Genomic DNA, 21808 nt, shown 5'->3' with positions numbered 1-21808 from the left:
ACACCTGTTCGACACCGTCCACCGCCCGCCCGAAGCAGCCTGACGTCCCCGACCGCCTCGCCCGTCAGGGCCCGACCGGAGAGCCTACGTGGAAGAGCTGGGCAGACCAGCAGACAACGCCTGCCCAGTCCACGGCAACCGCTCCACACCCGGCTCACAAGCCCATCAGAAGATCACTCTCGGCCCCATCGGTGGATCGAGGCTAAGCGCCGGAGTTCATCGGGCCCGAGGGCTTCGACCTCCCAGTGCGCGGGGCGGATGATGTCGTAGCGGCGGGCGAAGGCCGGCCAACGCGGGTCGTCGCCGCTGCGCGCGGTCGCGGGCGGTACGCCCCGCTGGAGTCTTCCGTCTGACGGAAGCCGCCTTGCCCGGCCCCCGCGGCCGTCACGAATCTGAGGACAACCACGGCACGCGGGGCGAGGGAGCCCCGCTCTAGGGACGGGACCGCCCATGCCTCATATGTCTGCTTTCGCCAGGAACCAGTGGTACGTCGCCGCCTACGCCCACGAGGTGGGCCGTGAGCTGCTCGGCCGGACGATCCTCGGCGAGCCGCTCGTGTTCTACCGCACCGAGGACGAGGGCACGCCCGTGGCACTCGCCGACCGGTGTGTGCACCGGCGCTACCCGCTCTCCGCGAGCGGCCTCGACGGTGATCGGATCGTCTGCGGCTACCACGGCTTCACCTACGACACCACCGGCGCCTGTGTGTACGTGCCGGGGCAGAAGCGTGTTCCGCGTACCGCGCGGGTCGCCTCGTACCCCGTCGTCGAGCAGGACTCGCTGATCTGGGTGTGGATCGGTGACCCGGCGCTCGCGGACCCGCAGACAATTCCGCGGGCGAAGCACCTCGACTCCCCGGGCTGGGTCACCGTCGGCGGTATGGAGCCCATCGACTGCGACTACGGACTCCTCGTCGACAACCTCCTCGACCTGTCGCACGAGACGTATCTGCACGGCGGTTACATCGGCACCCCCGAGGTCGCCGAGACCCCGATCACCACCGAGGTCGACGAGGGCGCGGGCATCGTGCGGGTCAGCCGGCACATGGACGACGCCGAGTGCCCCCCGTTCTACGCCAAGTCCACCGGCATCACGGGCCGGATCACCCGCTGGCAGGACATCGAGTACCACGCGCCGTGCCTGTACCTGCTGCACAGCCGCGTCGCTCCGGTCGGCGTGGTGCCCGAGGCGGACGGCAGCGACCCCAACGGCTTCCACACCGAGGTCACGTACGCGATCACGCCGTCCGCCGACGGCAAGGTGTACGACTTCTGGATGGTCTCCCGCGACTGGGCGACGGAGGACGACGAGGTCACCGAGTTCCTGCGGCAGAACAACCGCACCGTGGTCATGCAGGACGTCACCGCGCTCAACCTGCTGCAGAAGACGCTCGGCACCGAGCGCAAGGGCTACCAGGAGCTGAGCATCAACATCGACACCGGCGGTCTCGCGGCCCGGCGCATCCTGGCCCGGCTGGTCGAGGAGGGCGAGAAGCCCATGGAGAAGGTGCAGTGACCAGTCCCACCGGCGAGATCTACCGCATCGACTGGGTGCCGGGCACCGACGTCCTCCACGGCACCTGCCACTGCCGGGCCGAGCACACCGCGCAGGACCCGATCGAGATGTGGGAGTGGATGCTCGCCCATCCGCAAGGACACGAGCCGCAGGGAAAAAGCTCATGACCGTGTACGAAGCCGAACTCGTCGTCGACCGCCGGGAGCCGGTGGCCGACGGCGTGCTCGCTCTCACCCTTCGCCATCCGCTGGGCGAGGACCTCCCGGCCTGGGAGCCGGGGGCCCATGTGGACGTCGTGCTCGGCCCCGGCCTGGAACGGCAGTACTCGCTGTGCGGTGATCCGGCCGACCGGTCCGTCTGGCGCGTCGCGGTCCTCCGGGAGCCGGAGGGGCGCGGTGGATCCGCCTATGTGCACGCGCAGTTGGGGCAGGGCGACAAGATTCGTGTGCGCGGGCCGCGCAACCACTTCGCGCTGGAGTCCGCCGTCCGCTACCGGTTCATCGCCGGAGGCATCGGTATCACTCCCATCCTGCCGATGCTCGCCGCGGCGGAGGCGGCGGGGGCGGAGTGGACGCTGCTCTACGGTGGCCGTACCCGCGACTCGATGGCCTTCGTCGGGGAGTTGACGGCGGCGTACGGGGACCGGGTCCGCATCGCCCCGCAGGACGAGACCGGGTTGCTCGATCTCGACACCGAGCTGGGCACGCCCGGCGCGGACACGCTCGTCTACTGCTGTGGTCCGGGGCCGCTGCTGGACGCGGTGGAGGAGCGCTGCAAGGCCTGGCCGCGGGGTGCCCTGCACATGGAGCGCTTCCAGCCCAAGGCCCAGGAGACGGGTGGGGACGCCGAGTTCGAGGTGGTGCTGGAGCGGTCCGGGCGGACGCTGACGGTCCCGGCCGACGTCTCGGTGCTGGACACCGTGCGCGCCGCGGGCGTCGAGGTGCTCTACTCCTGCGCCGAGGGCACCTGCGGCACCTGCGAGACCGACGTCCTCGAAGGCACTCCCGACCACCGCGACTCGGTCCTCACCGACGAGGAGCGGGAGGCCGGCGAGACCATGCTCATCTGTGTGTCCCGGTGCAAGGGAAAGCGGCTGGTGCTCGACCTGTGACGGTGCCGGCGACACCGAGGTCCGCCTCGATCCGGGCCACGGTCGCCAGCAAGTGCGGCAGCAGGTCGCGGCGGACCGATTCGGCGGAGTTGCGGCTGGCGTGGACGGCGATGTTCACGCCCGCCACGACCTCGCCGTCCCGGTCCCGGACCGGGGCGGCGACCGACCGGAGTCCCTCCTCCAGCTCCTGGTCGACGATCGCGTACCCCTGACGCCGGACGCGGCGGAGTTCGGCGCGCAATCCGTCCGCGGAGACGATCGTGCGGGCGGTCAGCGGGCGCAGTGCGGCCCGTGCGAGCCGGTCCGTGATCTCCTCGTCGGGCAGATGGGCGAGGATCACCCGGCCCACGGAGGTCACATGGGCCGGGAAGCGCGTGCCCACGGTGATCGTCGCGGTCATGATGCGCCGGGTGGGCACCCGCGCCACATACACGATGTCGTCGCCGTCCAGCACGCACAGCGACGACGACTCCCGTACCTGTGCGACGAGTTGTTCCAGGTAGGGTTCGGCGAGCTCGGGCAGCGTGAAGCTCGCCAGGTACGAGTAGCCGAGTTCGAGTACGCGCGGGGTGAGCCGGAAGAGCCGGCCGTCGGTGTGGACGTAGCCGAGGTCGACGAGCGTGAGCAGGAAACGCCGGGCGGCTGCGCGGGTCAGGTCGCAGGCGCGGGCGACCTCGCTGAGGGTGAGGCACGGGTGGTCGGCGTCGAAGGCGCGGATGACCGCGAGACCACGCTCGAAGGAGCGGACGAAGTACGGTGCGCGCGGTGCAGCAGGCATCGTCGCCTCCCCGAGTACGTACGAACGTACGCTGTGCGCAAGTTATGAGCGCGCCTCCGCCGGTGTCAACGGGCTTGGACGGTACGGGCATTGACCATGTGTCGTCCGGCGCAATACGTTCCCGCTGAGCACATCCGTACTGTCTGCGCACAACCGGTCGAAGCAACCCGGGTTCCAGCAGGGGGAGTCATGCGTCGTCTGCTCATCGGCCTCACCACCGCCACCATCCTTCTCACCGCGACGGCCTGCGGCTCGTCCGATGCCTCCGGGCCGGGCGGCGCGAGCAAGGCGTCCGGCGGCACGACCACACTCAAGGTCGGCGTCATTCCCATCCTGGACGTCGCGCCCCTCTATCTGGGCCAGAAGAAGGGCTTCTACGCCAAACGCGGCCTCAAACTGGAGTTGACGCCCGCTCAGGGCGGGGCGGCGATCGTGCCCGGTGTCCTCTCCGGCCAGTTCCAGTTCGGTTTCAGCAACTCGACGTCCCTCCTGGTGGCAGCGTCCAAGAAGGTGCCGGTCAAGGCCGTGTCGAACGGTGTCGCCTCCACCGCGAAGGACGGTGCCGACTTCGCGGGCCTCACGGTGGCGAAGGGCAGCCCGGTCACGTCCCCCAAGCAACTGGAGGGCAAGAAGGTCGCGGTCAACACGCTCAACAACATCTGCGACACCTCGATCCGCGAGTCGGTCCGCAAGGACGGCGGCGACCCGTCCAAGCTCGACTTCGTCGAGATGCCCTTCCAGCAGATGCCCGCCGCGCTCGAGAGCGGACAGGTCGACGGAGCCTGTACCCCGGAACCCGCGCTCGCCAGCGTCAAGGCCAAGGGCGGCAAGTCCATCGCCTCGATCTTCTACGACGTGTCGCCGGACCTCACCGTGGCCATGTACTTCACCTCCCAGCAGTACGCCCAGCAGAACCCCGAGCTGGTGAAGAAGTTCCAGGAGGCGACCGCCGAGTCCCTGGAGTACGCCGACAGCCACCCCGACGAGGTCCGCCAGATCCTCACCACGTACACGAAGATCCCCGGCACCCTGCTGGAGAAGCTGACCCTGCCCCACTGGCCGGCCGAGCCGAACCGGGCGTCCATCGAGCGGCTCGCCGAACTGGCCAAGGAGGACGGTCTGTTGGAGCAGACCCCGGACCTGGACAAGCTGCTGCCGTGAGGGGCACGAGCGCCGTACTGGGAGCGGCCGGGTTCGCGGGCTTCCTCGCGCTGTGCGAGGCGGTGCCACGGCTCGGCGTCGTCTCCGAGGACTACTTCCCACCGGTGAGCCGCATCGCCGATGCCCTAGTCGGCGAGTTCGGCGACGAGGCGTTCTGGACGGCGCTCGGGGACACGCTCACCGGCTGGGCGCTGGGCCTGACGATCGCGGTGACGGCCGGGATTCTCGCGGGCGTGGTGATCTCGGTCGTGCCATACCTGCGCGCGGCGACCGCCTCGACGATCGAGTTCATGCGCCCGATCCCGTCGGTGGCGCTGATCCCGCTGGCCGTGCTGCTGTACGGCACGGAACTGCGCTCGGTCCTCCTCCTGGTCGTCTACGCGTCCTTCTGGCAGGTCCTCATCCAGGTCCTGTACGGCGTGCAGGACGTCGACCCGCTCGCGGAGGAGACCGCCCGCTCCTACGGACTCGGCACCTGGGCGCGGATCCGCCATGTGCTGTGGCCGACCGCGCTGCCCTATGTGATGACGGGGGTTCGGCTGGCCGCGGCGGTCGCGCTGATCCTCGCCATCACGGCCGAACTCGTCATCGGCGCCCCGGGCTTGGGGTCGCGGATAGCGGTCGCGCAGACCTCTCAGGCGGTGCCGGAGATGTATGCGCTGCTCGTGGTGACCGGTCTGCTCGGCCTGCTGATCAATGTGGGCGCGCGCACGGTGGAGCGGCGGGCGCTGGCCTGGCACCAGTCCGTGCGGCGGGAGGTGACGGTGTGAAACTCCTGCTGCAGAGGCTGGTGTTCGTGCTCGCCCTGCCCGCTGTCCTGGTGGCGGTCTGGTGGTTCGCCTCGGCCGGCAGCACCGACGTCTACTGGCCGCCGCTCAGGACGATCCTCAAGACGTTCCCGGACGTCTGGACGGGCGAGCGGCTGATCGACGACGTGCTGCCGAGCGTGTCGCGGCTCGCGGCGGGCTATGCGGCGGCGGCCCTGGTGGGCATCGCGCTGGGCACGGTCATCGGTTCCTACCAGCGGGTGCGGGCGGTGTGCGAACCGGTGCTGGAGTTCCTGCGCGCGGTGCCGCCACCCGTACTGATCCCGGTCATCATGCTGTTCGCGGGCATCGGCGACACCATGAAGATCACCGTGATCGCGAGCGGTTGTGTCTGGCCGATCCTGCTGAACACGGTCGAAGGGGTGCGGGCCCTCGATCCGGTGATGGCCGAGACGGCCCGCTCCTACGGCATCACGGGCGCCGCGCGGCTGCGCGAGGTGGTCCTGCGCTCGGCGAGCCCGCAGATCTTCACGGGTCTGCGGCAGGCGCTGTCCATCGGCATCATCCTCATGGTCATCAGCGAGATGTTCGCGGCCAGCAACGGGCTGGGCTTCACGGTCGTGCAGTTCCAGCGCACGTTCGCGATCCCCGACATGTGGACCGGCATCCTGGTGCTGGGGCTGCTCGGCTTCGTCCTGTCGGTCCTGTTCCAGCTGGTCGAGCGGCGGGTGCTCGGCTGGTACCACGGTCTGCGCGCGTCCACCCGGCGGTCGTCGTGAACCTCGCGAAGGGGCGGTCCATGCTTGACGTACGCGGCCTGCGGAAGGTCTACGAGGGGTCCGGTCGCCGGGTCGAGGCGGTGCGGGACCTCACCTTCACGGTGGACGCGGGTGAACTGGTCTGTCTGGTGGGGCCGTCCGGCTGCGGGAAGACGACCCTGCTGAAGTGCGTGGCCGGGCTGCTTTCGCCCACGTCCGGTGAAGTCCTGCTGGAAGGGCGACGGGTGAGCGGTCCGCCGCCCGGAATGGCGGTGGTCTTCCAGGAGTACGGACGCAGTCTGTTCCCGTGGATGCGGGTCCGGGACAACGTCGAACTGCCGCTGAAACAGAAGGACCTGGCCAAGGCGCGACGGCGGGAGCTGGTCTCCGACGCGCTGGACGCGGTGGGTCTCGCGGACGCCGCGGGGGCGTATCCGTGGCAGCTCTCGGGCGGTATGCAGCAGCGGGTCGCCATCGCCCGCGCTCTCGCGTACGAACCCGATGTGCTGCTGATGGACGAGCCGTTCGCGGCGGTCGACGCGCAGACCCGTGCCGATCTGGAGGACCTGGTACGCGGACTGTGGCGGCAGCGCGGCATCACGATCCTGTTCGTGACCCACGACATCGACGAGGCCGTCTACCTCGGTGAGCGGGTGATCGTCCTCTCCTCCTCCCCCACCGTGGTGCAGGAGCAGCTGAAGATCGACCTGCCGGACGAGCGGGACCAGTTGCACACCCGGGTGGCCCCGCGCTTCGCCGAGCTGCGGACGCATGTGTACGAGCAGATCCAGGCGGCGAAGCGGGGGGCGGTGCCGCAGGACGCCAAAGCGGCGCCACCGGACGTCAAGACGGACAGGATCCCCCGGGTCGAAGGATGAGGGTTGCCGGCCGGTTGCGGGGCACGGGTCGCGGGCCGGCTGCGAGTTGCGGACCACGGGTCACGGGTTACGGGCCGGCTGCGGGTTACGTGTCAGGGCAGGGTTCAGTGGGCCAGGCAGGGATCAGTGGGCCCACAGGCCCCGCACGTGTCCGAGATGACGGGTCATCACCTCGTGTACGGCCTCGCCGTCCCCGGCGAGGAGCGCGTCGAGGAGTTCCAGGTGTTCCTCGGCGGAGGCGCGCAGACGGCCGGCTTCGGCGAGTGCGGTCAGTCCGTACAGGCGTGACCGGCGCCGCAGGTCCCGTACCACCTCCACCAGATGGCCGTTGCCGGCCAGGGCCAGCAGGCCCAGGTGGAAGCGGAGGTCGGCCTCCACGTAGGCGATGAGGTCACCGGCCGCGGCGGAGGTGACGATCTCCCTGGCCACCGGGCGCAGTGCCTCGAGGTCCGCCGGGTCGGCGGTGGCCGCGAGGCCGACCGTCGTGGGGACCTCGATCAGCGACCTGATGTGGGTGTACTCGTCGAGCTGCTGCTCGGAGACCGCGGTGACCCGGAAGCCCTTGTTCGGGACGATGTCGACCAGGCCCTCCTTGGCGAGGTCGAGCAGGGCCTCCCGGACGGGCGTCGCGGAGACGCCGAACCGGGTGGCGAGCGTGGGCGCCGAGTACACCTCGCCCGCGCGCAGTTCACCGGCGATCAGGGCGGCCCGGAGCGCGTCCGCGACCCGCTCCCGGTAGCTGGGCTTCTTCCCGCCGAGCACGGGCAGGGCGGGTCCGTTGTGGGTGTGGCTCACAGCACGAACCCTGCCGGGAAGGGGTCCTCCGGGTCCAGCAGGTACTGGGCCGTGCCCGTCACCCAGGCCCGTCCGGTGAAGCTGGGCAGTACGGCCGGCATCCCGGCGACCTCGGTCGTACCCAGCAGCCGTCCGGTGAACCGGGTACCGATGAACGACTCGTTCACGAACTCGGTGTGCGGCGGGAGTTCGCCCCGGGCGTGGAGCTGCGCCATCCGCGCGCTGGTTCCCGTGCCGCAGGGCGAGCGGTCGAACCAGCCGGGGTGGATGGCCATGGCGTGGCGGGAGCGGCGGGCGTCGGAGCCCGGGGCGAGGAGCTGGACGTGGTGGCAGCCGCGGATGGACGGGTCGGTGGGGTGGACCGGCTCCGCCTCGGCGTTGATCGCAGCCATGAGGGAGAGGCCCGCCTGGAGGATGTCGTCCTTGCGGGAGCGGTCGAAGGGCAGGCCGAACTCCTCCAGCGGGAGGATGGCGTAGAAGTTCCCGCCGTACGCGAGGTCGTACGTCACCGTGCGTCCGTCGGCCAGGGTGGCCTTGCGGTCGAGTCCGACGCTGAACGACGGGACGTTGCGCAGGGTCACCGACCGGGCGGCGCCGTCCTCGACGGCGACCTCGGCGACGACGAGACCCGCGGGGGTGTCCAGCCGAATGGTGGTGACGGGTTCGGTGACCTCCACCATGCCGGTCTCGACGAGCACGGTGGCCACGCCGATCGTGCCGTGACCGCACATCGGCAGATAGCCCGAGACCTCGATGTAGACCACGCCGTAGTCGCAGTCGGGCCGGGTGGGCGGCTGGAGGATCGCGCCGCTCATCGCGGCGTGGCCGCGCGGCTCGTTCATCAGCAACTGCTTGATGTAGTCGCGGTGTTCACGGAAGTGCAGCCGGCGTTCGTTCATGGTCGCGCCGGGGATGGTGCCGATACCGCCGGTGATCACCCGGGTGGGCATGCCTTCGGTGTGGGAGTCGACGGCGTGCAGGACGAGTTTGCTGCGCACGGGGGTCCCCTCTCCTCAGCCGAGCCCGTCGGCGACGGCGCGTTCCGTGGCCTCGCGGACCGTCTTCTCCTGCTCCGGCAACAGCGGCATACGGGGCGGGCGGACGGGTCCGCCGTAGCGTCCGACGATCTCCATCGACAACTTGATGGCCTGCACGAACTCGACCTGAGAATCCCAGCGCAGCAGTGGGTGCAGCTGCCGGTACAGCCTGCTCGCGGTGGCCAGATCGCCGTCGACGGCGGCATGGTAGAGCTCGACGCTCGCCGCGGGCAGGGCGTTCGGGTAGCCGGCCACCCAGCCCTTGGCTCCCGCGACGGCGAGTTCCAGCAGTACGTCGTCCGCGCCGATCAGCAGATCGAGTTCCGGGGCGAGTTCGGCGAGCCGATAGGCGCGGCGGACATCGCCGGAGAACTCCTTGACCGCGCGGATGTGTCCCTCGCCGTGCAGTTTCGCCAGCAGTTCGGGGACGAGGTCGACCTTGGTGTCGATCGGGTTGTTGTACGCGACGACCGGCAGGCCCGCCTCGGCGACCTCGGCGTAGTGGGCGAGGACGGAACGCTCGTCCGCGCGGTAGGAGTTGGGCGGCAGCAGCATCACCGCGCCGCACCCGGCGTCCCGGGCCTGCTCGGCCCAGCGGCGCGCTTCTGCGGAACCGTACGCGGCGACCCCGGGCATCACCCGCTGTCCGCCGATCGCGGCGACGGCGGTCTCGACGACCGTGGCGCGCTCCTGGGGAGTGAGCACCTGGTACTCGCCCAGGGAGCCGTTGGGTACGACGCCGTCACAGCCGTTGTCGACGAGCCAGAGGCAGTGTTCGGCGAACTTGTCGTAGTCGACGGAGAGCCGGTCGGTCAGCGGCAGTGCGGTGGCGACGACGACACCGCGCCAGGGACGCTGCTCGGCGATGGTCATGGAGTGTCTCCCTTGCTTGGGGCTCGGTTCGCCTCCGGGGCGCCCGTGTCGGTGTCGAGACGCCCCTTCGGCTCACTCGCCGACGGGTGATCGGGGTCCTGCGCCAGCACTCCCAGCGGCACGGGCCGGGCGAACGGCCGCCGGGACGGCTCGAGGCGACAGCCGGTGAGTCCCGCGACGGCGGGTGCGCACATCCGGCCCTGGCACCAGCCCATCCCGGCGCGGGTCAGGAGCTTCACCGTGCGCAGGTCTCCGGCGCCCAGTCCGACGGCGGCCCGGACGGCGCCGCCCGTGACCTCCTCGCAGCGGCACACCACGGTGTCGTCGGTGATCAGCTCCGCCCAGTGCGCGGGCGGTGCGTAGACGGCGTCCAGCAGGGTCGCGAAGTCCCTTGCCGTGTCGCGGGACCTGGCGGCCGGGGACCACTCGCCCCGATCGGGTTCGCGGCCCCGGAGGCGGGCCGCGACGGAGCGTCCGGCGATGTGGCCCTCGGCGAGCGAGAGAGCGGCACCGCCGATGCCGGTGATCTCCCCGGCCGCCCAGACGCCGGGGACGTCCGTGCGCTGTTCGTCGTCGACGTGGACCCGGGTGCCGTCGAGCCGGCAGCCGAGCGTCTCGGCGAGGTCGGTGTGCGGGAGCAGTCCGTGGCCGACGGCTAGCGTGTCGCAGGGGATGCGCCGCTCGGTGCCGGGCCGGACGCGGCCGTCCGCGTCGAGGGCGGCGACGGTGACGAATTCCAGGCGGTCCTCGCCGTGGGCGGCGGTCACCGTGTGGTGCGCGGCGACCCGGATGCGGTGCCGTGCCAGCTCGGCGGCGTACCGGGCGCCTTCGAGCAGTTTCGCCGGGTGGGCGGCGAACCGGCCGCCGTGCCGCAGGAAGTGCTTGGGGACCGCGGAGTCGACGAGTGCGGCGACTTCGGCACCCGCCGCCGCGAGGCCGGCCGCCACGGGCAGCAGCAGCGGCCCGGTCCCGGCCACCACGGCGACCCGGCCCGGCAGCACGAGCCCGCCCTTGAGCATGGCCTGCGCTCCGCCCGCGGTGACCACTCCGGGGAGGGTCCAGCCGGGGAAGGGCAGCACCTTCTCGTAGCCGCCGGTGGCGAGGACCAGGGCGTCCGCCCGGACGGTGACGGGCTCTTCCTGGAGCGGGCCGCGCAGGGCGTGCACGGTCGGTGAGCCGGATTGCCGCTCGACCAGCCAGACGTGATGGTCGGTAAGGTGGGTGATCAGTCCGAGCCGGACCTGCCGTGCCAGCGCGTCCCTCAGCCGCTCCCAGGTCCGCCACTGATGGTGCAGCGCCTGGGGGCGGCGCGCGCCGAACTCCGCGGCCGGGCGGCGGTAGAACTGTCCGCCCGCCTCCGTGCCCGAGTCGATCACCGTCACGCGGATGCCGCGCGCGGCGGCGGCGAGGGCTGCGGCGAGACCGGCCGGTCCCGCACCGATCACCGCCAGGGCCTGTTCTGAGTTGGCCCGTGGGAGAAGGAGCGGCGTTCGGTGCGTGCGATCGGCGTGCCGGACGAATGCCCTAGTAGCGGAGCTACTCGGGCGTTCGGCCCGTGCGGCGAGCGTGCGTGCCGAACGCCGCGACGCCGCGGGCCAACTCAGAACAGGCCCTGGCTCAGCCCTCATGACCGATGCCGTCCTGGGTGCGGATGGTGTCGCCCGGTCGCACGGGTACCAGACAAGCCCGCGTGTTCGCCCGGTCGTTGACGGTCACCAGACAGTCGAAGCAGACGCCGATACCGCAGAAGACCCCGCGCGGGCGCCCTTCTCCCCGGGTGGTACGCCAAGCGGTGACGCCCGCGGACCACAGGGCGGCGGCCACCGTCTGGCCGGGCAGCGCCTCGATCTCCCGGCCGTCGAAGGTGACGGTGAACGCGGGTTCGGGGCGGGCCCGTACGAGCCGGTAAGGGTTCACTGTGCCTCCTCGGCGGGGCGGGGTTCGTCGTGCGTGGCCGGGAAACGGTCGGGCCGGAACGGCGTGAGGTCCAGGTCCGGGGTCCTCTCGGCGAGCACCTGGGCGGTCAACCGTCCCGTCCCGGTGGCGAGGCCGATGCCCGCGCCCTCGTGCCCGCAGGCGTGGAAGAGCCCGGGCACCCGGGGGTCGGGGCCGATCGCGGGCAGATGGTCGGGCAGGTAGGGCCGGAAGCCCAGATAGCTCCGGATGGCGCGCACGCCCGCCAGGAACGGGAAGAGCCGGGTGGCGCCCGCCGCCAGCGCCCGGACGGCCGGGAGCGAGAACGACCGGTCGAAGCCGACCCGTTCCCGGGTGGCGCCGATCAGCACCGGCCCCGCGGCGGTGCCCTCGACCACCGGCGACGTCTGCAGGGCGGCCGAGTCACTGGCCACGTCGGCGACGTAGTCCGCCGCGTACACCTTGTGCCGCACCATGCGCGGCAGCGGCTCGGTGACCAGGACGAAACCGCGCCGGGGCAGTACGGGCAGCGACACCCCGGCGAGCGCGGCGACCTCGCCTCCCCAGGTCCCGGCCGCGTTGACCACGGCGGGGGCGTACACGTCACCCCGGTCGGTGCGCACTCCGCGGACCGCCCCGCCCGCCGTGCGCAGTACTTCCAAGACGGGCCTGCCGGTGAGCAGTTCCGCTCCCGAGGCGCGTACGAGCTGTGCGGCGGCCAGCGTGGGCATCACCTGGGCGTCCTGCGGATAGTGCACTGCGCCCGCCAGGCCCGGCGCCAAGTGCGGTTCCAGATCGGGCAGTTCGTCGGCTGCGACCGGTTCGGCGCGGACTCCGGCGTCGCGTTGGCCCGCCGCGAGAGAGCTGAGCGCGGTCAGCTCGTCGGGTGTGGCGGCCACGACCACCCCGCCCTTGGCCTCGTACTCGACGGAAGGCCCGAGGCTCTCCGCCAGCTCGGCCCACAACCGGCCCGACAACAGGGCGAGTTCGAGTTCGGGTCCCGGTTCCTTGTCGGAGACGAGGAGGTTGCCCTCGCCCGCACCGGTGGTGCCGCCGGCCACCGGGCCACGGTCGACCAGGACGGCGTCCAGTCCGGCCCGGGCGGCGTAAAAGGCACAGGCGGCGCCCGTCATTCCGGCGCCGACGATGACAACATCGCAGGTCAGAGGCTTAGCCACGGCAGTACTATGTCACATACCATTGCTGCGGAAAAGGGGACGACTGCGTTCCCGGAGCGGGGAGGGTCGGATTTCTCACGCGCCGTCAGGGCGGCCGGAACGGGCGGGCGGGGCGTCAGAAGGATGGTGGGGTGGGGCGCGGTCGGGGGGGTGTAAGGGTCCGGCGCGGTCCGCGGCCGGGGGGAGTCGGACGAAAGCGACGTCAGCCGTCCGAAGCCGGCGATCCTGACGTCAGACGGTTCCGAAGTCGGCCGATCCGGACGTCAGACGATTCCGACGCCGGCCGATCCGGACGTCAGACGATTCCGACGCCGGCCGATCCGGACGTCAGACGATCCTGAGGTGTGACGCCGTGCGGCGGTCGCGCGTACGGCGACGCGGCTCGCGGAGCACCAGTGTCATCCTCGTGTAGCCCATGTCCTGCAAGGTCTTGGGGGTTTCTCCGACGATCCGGCAGTCCGTGCGCCCCCACTTGGGGTCGGGGTGCACCAACGGCCGTACCGATCCGTCGTGTTCGACGGCCGCCTCGCCCACCGAGCGGATCCAGTGCGGCAGCCCGTGCCGGTAGGCGGCGTGCATGATCGGGTCCTGGGCGATGTCCCGGAGGATGCCCTGCAGTCCGCGGTCCTGGCCGTGCCGTTCCACCGCGGCCGCGAAGTGCGCCAGCATGGGCAGGAACCAGCGGGACTCGTGGTCGCCGAGCACCGTACCCGCGTCGGGGTGGAACAGGACGAAGCGGAGGAAGTTGTCCCAGGGCATCGCCGTGGGGTGCGGACTCAACCCGCGGAAAAGTGTCTCGAACGCGCTGTTGGAGAGGACGACGTCCCAGCGATGGTCGAAGACCACGGAGGGAAAGTGAACGGCCTCCAGCAGCGCCGCGTAGTCATCTAAGTACGCCTGGACCTCGGGACTCTCAGGGCCTGGCCGCGAGGCCCGCCACCGCCCTCCTGCGTGGTGCGCCATCGGGCGGTCACCCCTCTTGCCGATGCGGCCGTACGTGGCGTGGCGATCCTGCTATCCCCGATGGGGTCATGTCAACTATCGTGGCATTTAAGCGTTGTTGGCGGCCGAAACCCGCCACAGTTGTGGCGACGGCTGGATGCCGGTTCGGCCCGACCGCTAGTCTCCCCGCAGTTCGTGAGGGAAATCTGTGAGATATGTGAAAGTTGGAGGAGTTCGTCGGTGACCGATGGGTCTCCGCCCCCTGATGCCACAGCGACGGTTGCGCTGCCGGCCCTGGTGGCCCGGCTGACCGCGCTCACCGATCGGCTCGAAGTCCCGCACGAGGAGGTCTTCGACGTCCAGCGGCTGTCCGCCGACTCCGGTGTGCCGGAGCCAGTCGTCAAGGCGCTGCTGGCGGGGCGGCCCGCAGGGGAACCGGATCTCCAGAGGCGCTTCCTGCAGCGGCTCGAGCTGCTGCGCCGCACCCGGCTCAAACCGGACGGCCGCCGCTACACCCAGCAGGAGATCGCGGACGGCGCGGGGATGTCCCGCCAGCAGGCCGGTGCGCTGATCAACGGAGACCGGCGGCCCACCATGCAGCACTGCCACGCCATCCAGCGGTTCTTCGGGGTAGGCGCGGGCTTCTTCACGGCGGAGGACAGCGAGGCCCTCTCCGACATCCTCCAGCGCCGGGAGCGGGAACTGCTCCAGGCGCTCGCGGACCGCGAACGCGCCCCCGGACACCACACGTCCGGCGATCCGCTGGAGCGGCTGCTGCGGAACCACCGTGTGCGGGACATCGCCTGGCGGGCCGCGCAGCTGCCGAGCGACGAACACCGGGACAAGGTCGCCGCCTGGCTGGACATGCTCCTGGAAAGCGCCAGGCGGCCGCAGTAGCGAAGCAGAAGAACGCACCCACGCCATCCAAGGTGGCGGCGTCCGGGTGGCTCACCGGTTCCTGGCAGCGACGTCGGGAGCGGGGACGAGGGTGCCATCGTCGCACCGGAAGCCGACCACCTTGTGGCCGGCCGTCGCCAACCGTGACCACCGGGCGTGACCGGTGCGCGCACCTTCCCCGCCGCACGCGGAGACGGCCCGCTCGGCGGCGACGGCGACACGGCCGCCCCAGGGCGCTAGGTGATCCTCGCAGACGGCTGCGGCATCCTCAGCGCGTCACATCACCGCCCTGACTGACCTGACGTCATGTGGCGCTGCGTTCGCTGGCCTCGCGCAGATCCCGTTCCCGTGCCCGGCTCTGTGCCGTGTCGGGGCTGCCCATGGTCCTGCCCGGGTGGCCCTCGCGCAGGAGCTCGCGCCAGTGGTCACGGCTCCAGTCGGCGGGGCTCGTGGCGTGGGTGAAGTCCTCGACGAGGGAGAGGAAGCGGCCCGGGTCGGCGTGGAACGGAAAGTGGCCGGCGCCCTCGAAGATCTCCAGCCGGCTGCCGGGCATCGCCTCGTGCGCTCCGTAGGCGTGCCGCACCGGCACCACGCTGTCGCGGTCGCCCCAGATCAGCATGGTCGGCATGCCCTGGGTCAGATAGCAGCGGTCGAGCATGGTCACCACCTGGCCCCGCCAGTCGACGACGGCCCGCAGTGTGCGGATGAAGGCGCTGCGCGACGTCGCGTCGGGCAGCGCGTCCACGACGGTCAGCAGTTCGGACGCGTCCTGGCCCAGGTCGGTGTCGAGGAGTTTCATCACCCGGGCCGCCATGCCGACCTGGAGCCGCATGCCGGGCAACTGAAGCAGCGACAGCACCAGATGCGCACCGGGCAGTGTGACCGCGCGCAGCACGGGGTTGACCTCACGGCCCACACCGCCCGCGCTGACCAGGATGAGTCGCTCCGTTCGTTCGGGGAATTGGTACGCGAACTGCATGGCGACACCGCCGCCGAGCGAGTGCCCGACCAGCGTCGCGGACTCGACGCCGAGCGTGGTCAGCAGGTCCCGCACCCCGTTGGCGTACGCGGCCACCGAGTAGTCCGCGCGCGGCTTGTCGGAGGCGCCGTGGCCGAGCAGGTCGGGCGCGATGACGGTGTGGCGGCGCGCCAGGTCGGGGATCAGCTCCGCCCAGGTCGCGGAGGAGTCGCCGATGCCGTGGATGAGCACGAGCGCGGGGCCCTCGCCCGCGATGCGGTAGGCGCGACGGTAGCCGTGCACGACGCGATGGTGCAGCCGCAGCTCTCCATCGCCCACCGGGCGCAGCCGAGCGTGCGGGCGCGGGACGTCGACCACGAAGCCTCCTGTTTCCTCAAGGCCCCCTCTCCAGGGTAGAACCCTTCTCCCACCTGGGGTTTCCGGCACGTTTCGGCCCGGCTAAGGGGTCCTTGCACTATGAGCGTCCGATCAGGTCGCGTGGTCTGGTGCTGGGGGCACCTCCCACGCCTTTCGGGCTGTGGGGGAGCATCGCAAGGCGCCGGAGAGCCCTGGCTGGGGGTGCCCCCTGCTCGAGCGGAGCCGAGAGCTTGGCTACCTGGGCTTTTCGGCAACGCGGCGATGGGGTGCCCCCTGCTCGAGCGCAGCCGAGAGCTTGGGGGAGCGGTGCCAGGCCGCGCGACCCGGGCGGGCATAGTGCAAGGACCCCTGAAGGGTTTCTTCGCGGTCGACTGGATCTTCAGTCGTCGCCCGGCTGCCACAGCCGCGGCGTGGCGTCATGTACAGGCGGCGCTCATGTACAGGCAGAGGTCGGCACGCCGGCGAGGGGCACCACGCGTAGGGCGCCGCGCAACCGCCTGACTTACCTGGGAACCCGAATCACCGCTCCGTGATGTGCTGGTCCCGCCCGGCCTGGTACACACGCCCACTGCCCGACGCCTCCGCCTTCATCACCAGCGTGCCGATCCGGGATCGTTGCTCCGCGCTCAAGGACGGGGCAAGTTGTGTGTCCAGCAGGCTTCGCAGCTCGACGGCCACTGTCGGATTCGACCGGATCAGGGCTTGGAGTCTCAACTGCCAGTCCGCAACCAGGGCTTGCTCGGTGTCCGTCTCGCCCATCTCTCTGGCCGCCAGCATCTGAGCCCTGGTCTCGGCCAGTTCCGCGTCGACTGCCTCGGCCTGGTCCGGACGTACCCGACGCCATACGGCCACCAGTCCGATGCGGGCGCCTTGCCAGGCATCGGCGGCTATAGCGCTCACCAGGGCCGTCCCGGCCGCCAGCGCAATCGGATCCATCACGCCCCCTTACGCACAAATCCGGAGAATCACACTACCTGCGTACACCGGAGAAGGCATCCCTTGCGTCCTCCGGTGCTGACCTCATTGCGCGCACCGGTGCCGAGGGAGGCCACGGCATGCCGTCCGTCACCTGGACCGCATGCCGCTTACCTATGGAACTGCCGTGCCACCTCTGCCACCTGTTCCTTCAGTCGCCGTGTCGAGTCGGCGGCGATGCCGAGCAGATCCAGCGCCGCTCGGTAGGTGTGTGCGGCCCCTTCCTCGTCGCCGATGTCGGATTGCTCGTCGCCGAGTTCCAACAGTGCGAGGACGGATTTGTCGAGGGCGGAGAACGAGCGAACGGCGGTCAGCGTCGCCTCCCGGTGCTGCTCCGCACGCTCCGTCTGGCCCCGCAGGGAACACACGCTGGCGGCCAGTCCCTGTGCCAGCGCCAGTTCATCGGCGTAGCCGAGATGTCTGGACAGAGCCATACTTCGCTCCAAGCATCGCGCTGCCTCGACGTGGTTTCCCGCCTTGGCGTGCACCGCGCCGAGTTTCGTCCAGGTGAAGACGCCTCCATAGGTGTCCGCTGCGGCGGACCTCACGCGAATGCTCTCCTCATAGGCGGCAACGGCCTTGTCGAGCTGCCCCATGGCGGCATGGACCGCGCCGAGGTTCTGGTGTGCCCAGGCCTCCCCATGGGCGTCCGGAACACCCTGAAAGACGGGGACGGCCCCACGCAGTACTGTCACGGCCTCCTCATGGCGGTGTTCGTCGCACAGCACACCACCGAGATGCACACCGGCCCAGCCCTCCCGGACGGCGTCACCCGTGCGCCGGGCGAGTTCCAGACTGCGTGCCTGGGCGACGTGGGCCTCCTCCAGCCGGTGTTGCTCGCGCAGCAGCAGCCCCAAGCTGCACAGCAGTCTGGCCTCGGCCACTTCGTCGCCCGTGGCCGAGGCCGCTTCCAGAGCGGTTCGGTGAGTAGCTTCCCATTCGGGCCACAAGCGATAGTGGTCCAGGTAATGGAAGAGATGGACCGCCGTCCGGACCGAGATATCCGCGAATCCCGTTGCGGCGGCCCGGTCGACCGTCCCGAGAATGTTGGGAAGCTCACGGTCGAACCAGGCGATGGCCTGGTTTCGGCGCCCGAGCCATTCATCCCCTTGCGGGACGCCGGTCTGCTGGGGCGGGTAGAAATGGCGTTCCTCGCTCCGGACCCGGTCGGCGTAGTGCCGAAGAACGCGTCCCAGAGCTGCCGTTCGCCGTTCGTCGCTCGTACTCCGGGCCAGCATCTCCGTCGAATACAGCCGAAGAAGGTCGTGCATGCTCCACCGGCCCGGCTCCGAGCCCTGTTGGATGAGGTGGGCGCGGGCGAGCTCGGTGAGTGCGCGCCGCGTCGCCGACTCCGGGCGGTCGTACAACACCGCGGCCGCTTCGACGGCCATCTCCGGACCGGGGTTTAGGGACAGCAGGACGAACAATCGTGCTTGTTCCTCGTCCAGGCGCTGATAGGACAGATCGAAGGCGGCCTTCACCGCACGTTCGCCGTCGTCCAGCGTAGCCAGCCGGGTGTGGGAGTCGGCCAGTTCGGTGCGCAGAGCCGCTATGCCGAGGGAGGCGTCCTCGGCCAGCAACGCGGCCACGATCTCAAGGGCCAGAGGCAGATGTCCGCACAATTCAGCGAGTTCGGTGATCCCGCTCCCGGTATCGGTCGGTCTCTCGTCCCCCGGGCAGCGCAAGGTCATCGACTCCCTCAGGAGTTGTGCCGCGTGCTCGGGAGGGAGCACGGGCAGGACTATGCTTCGCCCTGCCGGAAGCCGCTGGGCCAGCAGGTTGCGTGAGGTCACGAGCACCCGGTGTTTCCCGGATACGGGCAGCAGGTCCGCTATTTGACGTCCGCTGGAGACATTGTCCAGGACCAGCAATACGGGTTGGGCCTCCTGAGCCTTCTGGGCCAGCAGACGGTGGTAGCAGGAGGCCTGTTCGTCGAGCCGGGCCGGCACCTCGGTGGCCGGGAGGCCGAGCGCACGCAGCAGCGGGCCGAAAGCCTGGGGCGCCCGTACACACCGATTCGGATCGTAACCGTGCATGTCGACGAACACCGCGCCGCCGGGAAAGCTGCCGCGCTGCACGGCTTCTGCCGCCGCAAGACGCGCCAACGCCGTTTTGCCGACGCCGCCCAGTCCCGATACCACCGAAACCACGACAGGCGACGTCGTTGCCGGTGTGAGGAGTTCCCGGAGCTGGTCGCGTTCGTGACCGCGGCCGACGAAGAGCTGGGGAACAAGGTCCGGTAACGCGGGGACCTGTGTGACCACAGCGGTGGAATGCGCTGATTCACTCACCGACACATAAAGATCGCGACCCGCTTGAAAGACCATTCCGTGTCCTTCGGCATGGCCTTCCATACGAACCATGGACGGTGGCTCGTCTCCCTGCCGACCGGTCACCGACGGCCGTCACAACACGAGACGTACTCCACGGCATCTCGGGCGTGCTGCCGCGTAGTCGTGGCCGTCACTCCGACTGTCACGGCCCCCGCCACGTTCCTCATCGGATCCATTTTTCGCCCTCCTGCCATGAGTATCCACACCGTTGGTTTCAACTGACCACCGCTCGCAAGGATTTCGGCAAGAGGTCGTGGGACGATCAAACCCGCTGTTTCTTGAGGCGCCTCCAGCATGAAGATGAGGCTATGGGTGCGAATGGGAATGAGAATCCGCTATGACCTCGGAATCGAATAGGCCTGGGAAGCGGCGGGAGTGGGGCGCACATCGACAGCCTCCCGCTGGGCAGCAGCTCCCCGGCGAGCTGACGCCGGAGTTGTGCCGCGTGCCGCGTGCTGCGTGCCGAGGGCACGCGGCACGCGGCCTCGCCGAGAACTCCGTCGACGACACGCTGAGGTTCGTGCCGTTCCTGAAACTCGAACTGGGCGAGAGCCGCCCGCGCCGCCCGCAGGTGTCTCCCGGACCGCACCCGAAACCCTGTGGCGGGCCGGCGGAGAGGACGTGACCGTGGCATCAGCAGCGGGTTGCTACCCTCTTGACATGCGGCTTCCCACCGAAAACGAGATCCGTGCCCTGCACAGGAAGCACGCGCCGTCGCAGGAAGCGTTCGACCTGGTACACACACATTGCGAGATTGTGAGTCAGGTTGCGGAGCAATTGCTTGGCCGGATGGATTCCCCCTTCGATGCGGATCTGGTGCGTGCCGGAAGCCTGCTCCATGACATCGGCGTCTACCGTCTGTACGGCGATGACGGAGAGATCGACCACGCCGGCTATCTCCGTCATGGCGTGCTCGGCCACCAACTACTGCGCGACGAGGGCTTTCCCGAGGCCCTGTGCCGCTTCTGCTCCTGCCACACAGGAGTGGGCCTGACCCGCGACGACGTGCTCACGCACAACCTCCCGGTGCCGGTCGCCGACTACGTGGCACAAACGGACGAGGAGCGGCTCGTCATGTATGCGGACAAGTTCCACAGCAAGACCAACCCTCCCGTCTTCAAGTCCGTGGCCACGTACGCCGCCCACGTTTCACGTTTCGGGGAGAAAAAAGCCTTGATCTTCAAGGAGATGTCCAGGGTTTTCGGAGAACCCGACCTCCGGCCGCTCATCGCCCGGTACGGGCACCAGCAGACGTGAGCAGCTGCCCGTGGGTCCGTGGCGAGACGGGACGGCGCGTGGCGACAGTCCTGTTCGAGCGCCATTGTCAGTGGTGCCGGGCAAGCTGGGGGTAGCCGCCCCATGCCGGGGGCCGACACGAGGAGTGACGCGCATGCCGACCGCCGTGCTGACCGACCATGAACGCACCGCCGTGCAGGCCTATCTGAGGCTGCTGCATACCGTGCGCGCCGCATTCGACGGCCCGCCCGGCGGCCGCCCTCCGATGGTCCCGCCGTCGGCTCTGGCCGAGGTGGAGCAGGCCTTGGAGCGGGCGGGACTCGCGGGGAACGAGCAGGCCTTCTTCCGGCTGCTGCACGATTGGAGCCAGGAAATTGGCTGAGAAGCGTGGTGCCGGCAAAGCGGCCGAGATACACCGGTATCACGCCCCGAATGTTCGTTCGTTACGCGGCTTTGGCCCTAACATACGTCGCGGACGGTTTCTTACGATGGGGGCAAGGTGGCCAAGCAGGACCGGGCGATCCGCACACGGAGAAAGATCCTTGAGGCAGCGGCCGAGGTCTTCGACCGGGAGGGTTACCAAGCCGCCACGATCACCCAGATCCTCACTGTCGCCGGGGTCACCAAGGGCGCGCTGTACTTCCACTTCGGGTCCAAGGAGGACCTGGCCTACGGAGTGCTGAACGAACAGCGCAACGAGGACGCGGTGCGGCCCCAGCCGGTCAAGCTGCAGGAGCTGGTGGACTCCGGGTCGGTGCTCGCCCACCGTCTGCGGACGGACCCGCTGGTCCGCGCCAGCGTCCGGCTCACCCTGGACCAGCAGGCCCAGGGCCTGGACCGGCAGGGCCCGTTCCGGGTGTGGAGCGCGAGCAACCGCCAGGTGCTGGAGGCCGCCCGGGACCAGGGCGAGCTGCTGCCGCACGTCGACCCGGGCGAGACGGCGGAGCTGTGCGTGGGGGCGTTCGCGGGCATGCAGCTGATGTCGGTAACGCTGAGCGACTACGAGGACCTGCCGCATCGGCTCTCGGTCTTCCAGCGCCTGCTGCTGCCGAGCATCGCCGTACCGTCCGTACTGGCCTCCCTCGACCTGTCCGCGGACCGCGGCGGCCGCCTGATCGCGGAGGCGGAGGAGCGCACGCTGGCCGATGCGGCGGTTCCTTAGGGCTCGCCGATAAATAATTCGTCGGCGAGCATCGCTCCTGAGCTGCGGTGTCAAGACCTGGAGCACGCAAGTTATTTCCCGGCAAGCCCTTAGGGGTCCTTGCACTATGCCCGCCCGGGTCGCGGGGGGGGGGGGCGGGGGGGGCACCGCCCCACAACACCC

At 70.0% G+C, this 21808-nt stretch carries 22 protein-coding genes; 11 read left to right on the top strand and 11 right to left on the bottom strand.

The annotated features are described in order from the left end of the window. The first annotated feature begins 450 nt into the window (after positions 1 to 450). The 3 genes from EF387_RS07965 to EF387_RS07960 are packed head-to-tail and all read left to right on the top strand — an operon-like array spanning position 451 to position 2626. Positions 451 to 1515, top strand: a complete 1065-nt coding sequence (locus EF387_RS07965) for an aromatic ring-hydroxylating dioxygenase subunit alpha (RefSeq protein WP_202918171.1) — start codon at positions 451 to 453, stop codon at positions 1513 to 1515. Then, the gene (locus EF387_RS47385; protein ID WP_202918170.1) at positions 1512 to 1682 is read left to right on the top strand and encodes a hypothetical protein; all 171 of its coding nucleotides are present in this window, start codon (positions 1512 to 1514) and stop codon (positions 1680 to 1682) included. The genes EF387_RS07965 and EF387_RS47385 overlap by 4 nt, the downstream gene beginning before the upstream one ends. Then, entirely contained in the window at positions 1679 to 2626 is a 948-nt protein-coding gene (locus tag EF387_RS07960; protein ID WP_128375786.1) for a PDR/VanB family oxidoreductase, read from the top strand. Before EF387_RS47385 ends, EF387_RS07960 begins: the two co-directional genes overlap by 4 nt. Here EF387_RS07960 and EF387_RS07955 read toward each other — a convergent pair. After that, positions 2577 to 3404: an IclR family transcriptional regulator domain-containing protein gene (locus tag EF387_RS07955; protein ID WP_128375785.1), complete on the bottom strand. Its 828-nt coding sequence runs from the start codon at positions 3402 to 3404 to the stop codon at positions 2577 to 2579. The genes EF387_RS07960 and EF387_RS07955 overlap by 50 nt on opposite strands. 189 nt (positions 3405 to 3593) lie before the next feature. Here EF387_RS07955 and EF387_RS07950 point away from each other — a divergent pair, with 189 nt between their 5' ends. The 4 genes from EF387_RS07950 to EF387_RS07935 are packed head-to-tail and all read left to right on the top strand — an operon-like array spanning position 3594 to position 6968. Further along, positions 3594 to 4565, top strand: coding sequence for an ABC transporter substrate-binding protein (locus EF387_RS07950; protein ID WP_128375784.1), 972 nt, complete (start codon positions 3594 to 3596; stop codon positions 4563 to 4565). Next, positions 4562 to 5335 (top strand): ABC transporter permease, encoded by a 774-nt coding sequence (locus tag EF387_RS07945; protein ID WP_128375783.1) that lies wholly within the window; start codon positions 4562 to 4564, stop codon positions 5333 to 5335. The genes EF387_RS07950 and EF387_RS07945 overlap by 4 nt, the downstream gene beginning before the upstream one ends. Next, complete coding sequence (locus EF387_RS07940) at positions 5332 to 6111, top strand: ABC transporter permease (RefSeq protein WP_128375782.1); 780 nt, start codon at positions 5332 to 5334, stop codon at positions 6109 to 6111. Before EF387_RS07945 ends, EF387_RS07940 begins: the two co-directional genes overlap by 4 nt. Positions 6112 to 6131: 20 nt before the next feature. Further along, a complete protein-coding gene (locus EF387_RS07935; RefSeq protein ID WP_238431388.1) occupies positions 6132 to 6968 on the top strand; it encodes an ABC transporter ATP-binding protein in 837 nt (278 codons plus the stop codon). 123 nt (positions 6969 to 7091) lie between these two features. Here the strand turns inward: EF387_RS07935 and EF387_RS07930 are convergent, their stop codons facing one another. The 7 genes from EF387_RS07930 to EF387_RS07900 form a co-directional block, all read right to left on the bottom strand. Further along, on the bottom strand, positions 7092 to 7763 hold the full coding sequence (locus tag EF387_RS07930) for a GntR family transcriptional regulator (protein ID WP_128375781.1): 672 nt from the start codon (positions 7761 to 7763) through the stop codon (positions 7092 to 7094). Continuing rightward, complete coding sequence (locus tag EF387_RS07925; protein WP_128375780.1) at positions 7760 to 8761, bottom strand: proline racemase family protein; 1002 nt, start codon at positions 8759 to 8761, stop codon at positions 7760 to 7762. The genes EF387_RS07930 and EF387_RS07925 overlap by 4 nt, the downstream gene beginning before the upstream one ends. A 15-nt stretch (positions 8762 to 8776) precedes the next feature. Next, positions 8777 to 9673 carry a dihydrodipicolinate synthase family protein gene (locus EF387_RS07920; protein WP_128375779.1) on the bottom strand — a complete coding sequence of 299 codons (897 nt, stop codon included), beginning with the start codon at positions 9671 to 9673 and terminating at the stop codon, positions 8777 to 8779. After that, positions 9670 to 11118, bottom strand: coding sequence for an FAD-dependent oxidoreductase (locus tag EF387_RS07915; RefSeq protein WP_420802540.1), 1449 nt, complete (start codon positions 11116 to 11118; stop codon positions 9670 to 9672). The genes EF387_RS07920 and EF387_RS07915 overlap by 4 nt, the downstream gene beginning before the upstream one ends. Before the next feature lie 172 nt (positions 11119 to 11290). Beyond that, positions 11291 to 11590, bottom strand: coding sequence for a (2Fe-2S)-binding protein (locus EF387_RS07910; RefSeq protein ID WP_128375777.1), 300 nt, complete (start codon positions 11588 to 11590; stop codon positions 11291 to 11293). Further along, positions 11587 to 12765 (bottom strand): NAD(P)/FAD-dependent oxidoreductase, encoded by a 1179-nt coding sequence (locus EF387_RS07905; protein ID WP_128375776.1) that lies wholly within the window; start codon positions 12763 to 12765, stop codon positions 11587 to 11589. The genes EF387_RS07910 and EF387_RS07905 overlap by 4 nt, the downstream gene beginning before the upstream one ends. Before the next feature lie 327 nt (positions 12766 to 13092). After that, positions 13093 to 13728, bottom strand: a complete 636-nt coding sequence (locus EF387_RS07900) for an MmyB family transcriptional regulator (protein WP_128375775.1) — start codon at positions 13726 to 13728, stop codon at positions 13093 to 13095. Between the two features lie 219 nt (positions 13729 to 13947). Between EF387_RS07900 and EF387_RS07895 the strand changes: the two genes are divergently transcribed. Next, positions 13948 to 14604 (top strand): helix-turn-helix transcriptional regulator, encoded by a 657-nt coding sequence (locus tag EF387_RS07895; RefSeq protein ID WP_128375774.1) that lies wholly within the window; start codon positions 13948 to 13950, stop codon positions 14602 to 14604. A 304-nt stretch (positions 14605 to 14908) separates the two neighbouring features. On the opposite strand, the gene EF387_RS07890 is transcribed toward EF387_RS07895, so the two are convergent. The 3 genes from EF387_RS07890 to EF387_RS07880 form a co-directional block, all read right to left on the bottom strand. After that, entirely contained in the window at positions 14909 to 15940 is a 1032-nt protein-coding gene (locus EF387_RS07890) for an alpha/beta fold hydrolase (protein ID WP_128375773.1), read from the bottom strand. A gap of 519 nt (positions 15941 to 16459) precedes the next feature. Continuing rightward, complete coding sequence (locus EF387_RS07885) at positions 16460 to 16876, bottom strand: hypothetical protein (protein WP_128375772.1); 417 nt, start codon at positions 16874 to 16876, stop codon at positions 16460 to 16462. Positions 16877 to 17025: 149 nt separating this feature from the next. Next, on the bottom strand, positions 17026 to 19269 hold the full coding sequence (locus EF387_RS07880; RefSeq protein ID WP_238431387.1) for a tetratricopeptide repeat protein: 2244 nt from the start codon (positions 19267 to 19269) through the stop codon (positions 17026 to 17028). A gap of 639 nt (positions 19270 to 19908) precedes the next feature. Between EF387_RS07880 and EF387_RS07875 the strand changes: the two genes are divergently transcribed. From EF387_RS07875 to EF387_RS07865, 3 genes are all read left to right on the top strand, one after another. Beyond that, positions 19909 to 20505: an HD domain-containing protein gene (locus EF387_RS07875; RefSeq protein WP_128375770.1), complete on the top strand. Its 597-nt coding sequence runs from the start codon at positions 19909 to 19911 to the stop codon at positions 20503 to 20505. 133 nt (positions 20506 to 20638) lie between these two features. Next, the gene (locus tag EF387_RS07870) at positions 20639 to 20866 is read left to right on the top strand and encodes a hypothetical protein (RefSeq protein WP_128375769.1); all 228 of its coding nucleotides are present in this window, start codon (positions 20639 to 20641) and stop codon (positions 20864 to 20866) included. 117 nt (positions 20867 to 20983) lie between these two features. Then, complete coding sequence (locus tag EF387_RS07865; RefSeq protein WP_128375768.1) at positions 20984 to 21646, top strand: ScbR family autoregulator-binding transcription factor; 663 nt, start codon at positions 20984 to 20986, stop codon at positions 21644 to 21646. The last annotated feature ends 162 nt before the right edge of the window (positions 21647 to 21808 follow it).

This window comes from Streptomyces cavernae (assembly GCF_004023625.1).
Taxonomy (GTDB): Bacteria; Actinomycetota; Actinomycetes; order Streptomycetales; family Streptomycetaceae; genus Streptomyces; species Streptomyces cavernae.
This window is presented reverse-complemented; position numbering and strand designations above follow the sequence as displayed.